The sequence below is a fragment of the Pseudolactococcus raffinolactis NBRC 100932 genome (assembly GCF_001591765.1).
In the GTDB taxonomy this organism is placed as follows: Bacteria; Bacillota; Bacilli; order Lactobacillales; family Streptococcaceae; genus Pseudolactococcus; species Pseudolactococcus raffinolactis.
Genome location: NZ_BCVN01000053.1, coordinates 1 through 7,825, shown reverse-complemented (window position 1 = coordinate 7,825; position 7,825 = coordinate 1). Strand labels below are relative to the sequence as shown.

Annotated in this window: 6 protein-coding genes; 4 read left to right on the top strand and 2 right to left on the bottom strand. The window is 41.2% G+C overall.

Annotated features, from left to right (window positions below):
- Window positions 1-245 precede the first annotated feature (245 nt).
- Together LRA01S_RS09890 and LRA01S_RS09885 are read left to right on the top strand one after the other, a co-directional pair.
- On the top strand, window positions 246-1,592 hold the full coding sequence (locus tag LRA01S_RS09890; RefSeq protein ID WP_061775464.1) for a glucose-6-phosphate isomerase: 1,347 nt from the start codon (window positions 246-248) through the stop codon (window positions 1,590-1,592).
- Between the two features lie 79 nt (window positions 1,593-1,671).
- Complete coding sequence (locus tag LRA01S_RS09885; protein WP_061775463.1) at window positions 1,672-2,151, top strand: thiol peroxidase; 480 nt, start codon at window positions 1,672-1,674, stop codon at window positions 2,149-2,151.
- Between the two features lie 48 nt (window positions 2,152-2,199).
- Here LRA01S_RS09885 and LRA01S_RS09880 read toward each other — a convergent pair whose 3' ends face one another.
- Entirely contained in the window at window positions 2,200-3,396 is a 1,197-nt protein-coding gene (locus tag LRA01S_RS09880; protein ID WP_061775462.1) for a cation diffusion facilitator family transporter, read from the bottom strand.
- 142 nt (window positions 3,397-3,538) lie between these two features.
- On the opposite strand from LRA01S_RS09880, the gene LRA01S_RS09875 reads away from it, so the two are divergent.
- Window positions 3,539-5,245, top strand: a complete 1,707-nt coding sequence (locus LRA01S_RS09875; protein ID WP_061775465.1) for an ABC transporter ATP-binding protein — start codon at window positions 3,539-3,541, stop codon at window positions 5,243-5,245.
- Window positions 5,245-7,149 (top strand): ABC transporter ATP-binding protein, encoded by a 1,905-nt coding sequence (locus LRA01S_RS09870; protein ID WP_061775461.1) that lies wholly within the window; start codon window positions 5,245-5,247, stop codon window positions 7,147-7,149. The genes LRA01S_RS09875 and LRA01S_RS09870 overlap by 1 nt, the downstream gene beginning before the upstream one ends.
- 94 nt (window positions 7,150-7,243) lie before the next feature.
- Here LRA01S_RS09870 and LRA01S_RS09865 read toward each other — a convergent pair.
- Window positions 7,244-7,825, bottom strand: a 582-nt coding sequence (locus LRA01S_RS09865) for a site-specific integrase (protein WP_082785450.1), incomplete at its 5' end; no start/stop codon positions are given.

Sequence of the window (7,825 nt, the reverse complement as noted above, 5' to 3'; positions counted from 1 at the left end):
TAAAAATGGACAGACTCAAAGTCTGTTCTTTTTTGTGATTAAGAAGATGGGGGCAAATGGTAGCAAGTACTTTGAAAAATAAGTCACAAATCATGACAAAATCCTTGAAAAAATCTGTAAAAAGCGGTAAAATGAATCAAATTGATTTTTTAGTGAAAACGATAACAGTTCGCTAAAAAACTCAACTTGACGCATGAGCGTTAAGAGAAGCGTGTGTTCCCACACCGATTAACTAAGGAGAAAACATGTCACACATTAAATTTGATTACAAAACAGCTCTACAATTTGTTGCGCAACACGAATTTGACTACTTACAACCAGCAGTAACAGCTTTCGATGCTGCTTTACGCGATGGTTCTGGTCAAGGGTCAGACTTTACAGGCTGGATTGATCTACCAAAAGATTACGATAAGGCAGAATTTGATCGCATCTTGAAATCAGCTGAAAAAATCAAATCTGACAGTGATGTTTTGATCGTCATTGGGATTGGTGGATCATACCTTGGTGCGAAAGCAGCGATTGACTTCTTGAACAGCTCATTCGTCAACCTTGAATCAAAAGAAAAACGTCAAGCGCCACAAATCTTGTATGCTGGTAACTCAATTTCTTCAACTTACTTGTCACAACTCGTTGAGTATGTTGGCGACAAAGACTTTTCAGTTAACGTGATTTCAAAATCAGGGACAACAACAGAACCTGCTATTGCTTTCCGCGTCTTCAAAGAACTTTTGATCAAAAAATATGGTCAAGAAGAAGCCAACAAACGGATTTACGCAACAACTGATAAAGCAAAAGGTGCGGTTAAAGTCCAAGCTGATGCTGAAGGTTGGGAATCATTTGTCGTACCAGATGCCGTTGGTGGTCGTTTCACAGTCTTAACACCGGTAGGTCTTTTACCTATCGCAGCGAGTGGTGCAGATATCCAAGCTTTAATGGATGGTGCAGCAGCAGCCCGTGAAGAATACAGCACACCAGACTTGAAAGTTAACCAAGCCTACCAATATGCTGTACTTCGTAACATCCTTTACCGTAAAGGTAAAACAATCGAAATCTTGGCTAACTACGAGCCATCATTGCAATACTTCAGCGAATGGTGGAAACAATTAGCTGGTGAATCAGAAGGTAAAGACTATAAAGGAATTTATCCAACATCAGCTAACTTTTCAACAGACTTGCACTCAATCGGTCAGTCTATCCAAGAAGGTAGCCGTAACCTCTTTGAAACAGTTATTAAAATTGAAGAACCAACATTGAACATCAACATCCCAACAGAAGCAGAAGATCTTGATGGTCTTGGCTACCTTGAAGGAAAAGATGTTGATTTCGTCAATACCAAAGCCTTTCAAGGTGTATTGCTTGCGCATACTGACGGTGGTGTCCCTAACTCAGTTGTCACAATCAAAAAACAAGATGCCTTCACTTTGGGTTACCTTATCTACTTCTTCGAAATCGCAATCGGCCTTTCTGGTTACCTCAATGGTGTTAACCCATTTGACCAACCAGGAGTTGAAGCCTACAAGAAAAATATGTTCGCCTTGCTTGGTAAACCAGGCTTTGAGGAACTTGGCGCTGAATTAAACGCTCGTTTATAAATATGTAAGTCGTTTGAGTATAGACTCAGACGATTTTTTATTATAATGAAATCAAAGAGAATAAAGGAGTGAACAAAACATGATTATTACAAGAAATGGTGAAGACTTTACGGAGATTAACCCACTGACAACAGGTCAAGCGCCTGACTTCAGCTTGAAAGATCAACACAACAATGTTGTGAGCTTGTCAGAATTGCCAAGCCCGATTATTATCAGTGTTTTTCCAAATATTAATACCAGCGTGTGTTCAGTTCAAACGCGTCGTTTCAATCAAGAAGCCGCAGCGCACAAAGAAATTGCTTTCCTATCGATTTCTAACAACACGCCAGAAGAACAAGCCAACTGGTGTGCTGCAGAAGGCGTTGAAATGACGATTCTATCCGATGCCAATAATGAATTTGGTAAACTTTACGGCATCGTCATGGCTGAGGCTAACCTCTTAGCCCGTAGCGTCTTTGTCATCAAAGACGGCCAAATCATCTATACTGAGATCTTGTCTGAGATGACAGATGAGCCAAATTACGATAAAGCATTACAAGTTGCGGATGCAGCAATCTAATTAAGGTAAAAAAAAAGTGAGCTGAGTGGCTCACTTTTTTGTCTTATTTTAGACAATCAAGGTCAATTGACGTGCTTCACAATACCAGTTCGTCTTTCGACGCCAGATACTAGTAACGGCAAAGCTTTTTCCTTGCTCAAAATAACTGTAGGTGATGACAAAGGTTTTCTTGGAAATACGATCAGGTTTGTAGCCTGCAATGGCCAGATGTTCATGTTGCTCCAAAAGTTTTTCGTTTTTGTCAATTTCGACACCATCTGCACGGATTTCCGTGAATTGCTCAGAAAGAAGTGAGGCATCTTGACCATTCAAGACTTTTTCTTCCAAGCCCAGAATCACAAGTGCTAGGCTAGCATAGCGTGCCTCGTCAGGTAAAATCGCTGGCTCGACATGCACATCTACATCAAAGACTTCGAAATCTTGTTTCAAAGTGGTCTCAATCACTTCCGTTGCTTCGTGGCTTTCGTAGACAGAAAGATCAGGCGACATTTCGACGACGACGTCGAGGAAAATGTTACTGCCATAAGTTCTCCCGCGGATAAACTTAACGGCCATGACTTTGGGTAACTTGCTAATGGCGGCTGTGTAGGTATCGATTTTGGTTTCATCAAATCCATCTGAGAGACTGAAGGCCGCCTCAGCAAAAATATCGTAGGCTGTCTTGAAGATGAAAATAGTAATGATAACGGCCATCAGGCGGTCGATGATGATGAGGTTGAAGCTGGCTGCAAAAATGGCGATGGAAGTCGCAATAGAGGAGACGGCATCTGATAGATTATCTTTGGCGGCACTCATCAAGCCAGAGCTTTTTGATTTGAGTGCGAGGTTGCGATTATAAAAGTAGATGACTAGCATGACAACTGCTGAGAAAATGCCGACGATAGAACCAGATAGATCAACCGGCGTATGCTCGTTATTAATGATGGCTGTGATTGTGTCTTTCAAGACGAAGAAGCCAACGACGAACATGATGAAGCTAGTGATGAGTGAGGCAACTGACTCAACTTTCCAGTGGCCATAGGTATGGTCATCATCTGCCGGGCGGCGTGCGATTTTCAAACCGATCAGAACTGCAATGTTGCCCATGATATCTGTGATATTATTAAAACCATCTGCCCGTAAACTTTCAGAATGCGTAGTGTTTGCAATGACAAGTTTAAGGATAGAAAGAATAAGGTAAGCCCAGATACTGATGAGGGCACCACGTTCGGCTAATTTCAAGTCTTGATAGCGAGTATTTTTCATCCTTCCATTATAACAGAATTCGGACGCTTAAGACAGAAAAAATTCACAGAATATGTTAGAATGAAAAAGATACTGTGGGCATCTCGATAAAAGGTTATTTTTTGTCTAGATGCCCGATACTGAAAGTACAGAATGGAAAGCTATGCTGATAAAAGCAATTAAACAATATAAGTTTTGGGCGTTAGGATCGCTTGCCATGGTCATTTTGGTCGTTGGCACGACACTCTGGCAGCCACAAATCTTAACTAAAGTCCTCGAGGCTGTTTCTAACAACGATAAAGAGAAAATCATGGATTACGGGATTCAACTCATTATCATTGCGGGGATTGGCTTGCTCGCAGGCGTCGTCAACACGATTTTTGCAGCTAAGATTGCCCAAGGCGTGTCAGCTGATTTGCGGGAGCAGACTTTCCGTAAAATCCAAAGTTTCTCTTATGCCAATATCGAGAAATTTAATGCCGGCAACCTCGTTGTCCGTATGACCAATGACGTTAACCAAGTCATGAACTTGATTATGATTTTGTTTCAAATCTTGCTTCGTGTCCCACTTTTATTTGTTGGTTCATTTATTTTAGCCATTCAAACCTTGCCTAAATTATGGTGGATCATCGTCCTCTTGGTCGTTGTCATTGTCCTGATCACCGGTGTTTCCATGGGTAGCATGGGCAAACATTTCGGGGCTTTCCAAACCTTGATGGATAAACTCAACGGCATTGCCAAGGAAAATCTTCGTGGCACGCGCGTGGTGAAATCTTTTGTCCAAGAAAAAGAACAAGCGGCTAAATTCGATGCCAATTCTGATGAGTTGCTCGGTCATAACTTAATCGTTAGCTACATCTTTTCTGCCATGATTCCAGCCTTTACCTTTGCGGCTTATCTCGCAATCTTTGGGGCTATCTGGTTTGTTTCTACCTATGTGCAAAAAGAACCTAAAGATTTGGCAAGTATTGCCTCATTTATGACTTACATGATGCAAATCATGTTTGCCATTATCATGGGTGGGATGATGTCGATGATGGCATCACGGGCCTTTATCTCACTTAAACGGATTGGCGAAGTCATCAACACGGAACCTGCCATGACCTTTAAAGATGTCCCAGATCAAGATTTGATCGGAGACCTTGAGTTTGACCACGTCACCTTTACCTATCCAACAGATGATGAACCAACCTTAGAAGATGTTTCCTTTAGTATCAAGGCTGGTGAATCAGTTGGTGTCGTTGGGGCAACAGGTGCAGGTAAATCAACACTTGCCCAACTCATTCCACGGTTATTTGATCCAACTGAAGGATCAATTAAAATAGACGGTCATGATCTACGCGATCTTAGCCGAAACACTGTTCGTGAGACCGTCTCTATCGTTTTACAACGTGCGATTCTCTTCTCAGGAACAATTGCTCAAAACTTGAAACATGGGAAAGCTGATGCTACTATTGATGATATGAAGCATGCCAGTGCTATCTCACAAGCCCGTGAATTTATCGAAAAAATGTCGGATGTCTTTGAGAGTCCGGTTGAAGAACGAGGCACCAACTTCTCAGGTGGTCAAAAACAACGGATGTCTATTGCCCGAGGTGTCATTGGGGAGCCTAAGATCTTGATCCTAGATGACTCAACCTCTGCACTAGACGCGAAGTCTGAAAAATTAGTCCAAGAGGCTTTGGCGGGCGAACTGCCAAATACCACAAAAATTATCATTGCTCAAAAAATTTCATCAGTTGTCCATGCCGATAAGATTCTCGTTTTGGATGCCGGTAAACTCATCGGTGTTGGCAAACATAAAGAACTCATTGAAAACAATGCGACCTACCGTGAAATCTATGAAACACAGAAAGGAAGTGATGATTAATGAAAGAATATAGTAAAGCAATCAAGTTTTTCTGGAACTATTTTAAGAAATTCAAAATCTCACTTTTAGTCATTACGTTGACGATCATCATCGCCACGTATTTACAGGTGAAAGTCCCAGTCTTTATCGGTGATGCTTTAACACAGCTCGCTGAATGGGTCACAGCTTATTTCAAACACCAAGGCGCTGAAAAAATAGTCGCATCCTTTAACGGTCATGTTCCGGCAGAATTGCCACAAGCTATGCTTGGGGAATTGACTAAAAATGGTATGCCGACCAATGTGACAGCCTTGGTTGACTTGGCCAAACACACACCTGAAAAAACAGTCTTTTTCAGCATCATGTGGAAGTTGTTACTCTCATATGTCTTCATGACCATTGCCATGCTGATGTATGAAGTTCTCTTTGGCCGGATCGTCTCTCATGCGACCAACTCAATGCGTAAGGGCTTGTTCGGTAAACTTGAGCGTTTGACGATTTCATTCTTTGACCGTCATCAAGATGGCGATATCCTTAGCCGTTTCACATCAGACTTGGATAACATCCAAAACTCGCTTAACCAATCTCTCGCCCTTGTCGCGACACAGGTTGCCATGTTTATCGGTGTTATTATCATGATATTCCGTCAAAATGTCTCGCTTGCGTGGGTCACGATTGCCTCGACGCCAGTAGCCATTTTACTAGTTGTGATCATCATCCGTCAAGCCAAGAAATATATCGACTTGCAACAAGATGAAGTTGGTAAACTTAACGCCTACATGGATGAGAAAATTTCAGGTCAAAAAGTGATCATCGTTGAGGGCTTAGAACAAGATGCCATTGACGGTTTTGTCAAACAAAATGACAAAGTCCGCCAAGCGACCTTTAAAGGTCAAGTCTATTCAGGTATGTTGATGCCAGTTATGAACGGCATGAGCTTTGTCAATCTGGCCATCGTTATTTTTGCAGGATCGATGATTGCCCTGAATGATAAATCCATGTCAACTGCAGCAGCACTTGGCTTGGTAGTGATGTTCGTGCAATATTCACAACAATACTACCAACCTGTGATGCAAATTTCATCGTCATTTGCACAGCTCCAAATGGCAGTCACAGGCGCACGTCGCTTGCAGGAAATGTTTGATGAACCAGAAGAAGTCCGCCCGGAAAACGGGGTCATCTTCGACGGCATCAAAGACGGTGTTCAGATTGAGCATCTTGACTTTAGCTATCTACCAGGTAAACCCATCCTTAAAGATGTCAGCATCAACGTTAAAAAAGGCCAAATGGTCGCCGTTGTTGGTCCGACAGGTTCAGGTAAAACAACCATCATGAACTTGATGAACCGCTTTTATGACGTGGACAATGGTAGCATTAAATTTGACGGCGTTGATATCCGTGATATGGACTTGGACTCACTGCGCCGTGGCGTCGGGATTGTCCTGCAAGACTCAGTTTTGTTTAGCGGGACAATCAAGGATAATATTAAGTTTGGCTTTGATGCAACTGATGAGGAAATCATCACAGCAGCCAAAACAACGCATATCCATGAGTTTATTGATAACCTACCTGATAAATATGACACAATTGTTGATGATGACGAAAATGTCTTCTCAACAGGTCAAAAACAGCAGATTTCCATTGCACGGACGATTTTGACCAATCCAAAACTTTTGATTTTGGATGAAGCAACGTCAAATGTCGATACCGTAACTGAGCAACAAATTCAGTGGGCCATGGAAGCAGCGATCGCTGGACGGACATCATTTGTCATTGCCCATCGCCTTAAAACGATTTTGAACGCAGATAAGATTGTCGTGTTAAAAGATGGTGTTGTCATTGAAGAAGGCAGCCACCATGAACTCTTGCATGTACCAAACGGTTTCTATGCAGAACTCTACCACAATCAATTTGTGTTTGAGTAGTTCTCAACGAAGACTCTTATATACAAAGGTTTTTAACTGTTAAAGTGAAGAATGTTTGATTTGGTGTGCCAAAAGTGTGCCAATTAAAAAGCTATTAGATCATCTCTAATAGCTTTTTTGTTTTATCTTTAGCCCGTGAAGTGATATGCAAATAGATGTCCCTGGTCACTGATTCATTCTGGTGTCCAACACGTCTTTGTATGATATGTAATGGTACCTCAAGTTCAGCTAATTTAGAAATGTGAGTATGTCTGAAAATATGACTTGAAAGTTTTTTGTTTTTATCAATGCCCATTCTCTCTTTATGTTCCCTTAAAAAGGTATCAATGGCAGATATATGAATTGGTGTACCTGTCGAAGTCGAAAAGATGTATTCAGAATTTAATGACAGGTCGCAAGCTTTAGTATAAATCTCTACCGCTTTTGAATTTAAATCAACTTCTCTTAAGCTTGCAATTGTCTTAGTCTGATTGATTTTTTTAATTTCATCTGCCTTTTTACCTGCATAATCTAGCGCTCCCGTAACTTTACAGAAGTTTCTATCTTCGCTGATTATAACATCTTTTTTAAGCATTCCCGCCGCTTCAGAATATCTTAACCCATTTAAATATAACCATTCGCAAAATAACCAATATCTTGTATTATGAGTCTCAAGATAATTCATTACTTTATTTAA

Bases quoted from the DNA above. Each gene is read 5' to 3' on its own strand.
- LRA01S_RS09880 (WP_061775462.1), bottom strand. From the start codon at position 3,396: ATGAAAAATACTCGCTATCAAGACTTGAAATTAGCCGAACGTGGTGCC.
- LRA01S_RS09885 (WP_061775463.1), top strand. From the start codon at position 1,672: ATGATTATTACAAGAAATGGTGAAGACTTTACGGAGATTAACCCACTG.
- LRA01S_RS09870 (WP_061775461.1), top strand. From the start codon at position 5,245: ATGAAAGAATATAGTAAAGCAATCAAGTTTTTCTGGAACTATTTTAAG.
- LRA01S_RS09875 (WP_061775465.1), top strand. From the start codon at position 3,539: ATGCTGATAAAAGCAATTAAACAATATAAGTTTTGGGCGTTAGGATCG.
- LRA01S_RS09890 (WP_061775464.1), top strand. From the start codon at position 246: ATGTCACACATTAAATTTGATTACAAAACAGCTCTACAATTTGTTGCG.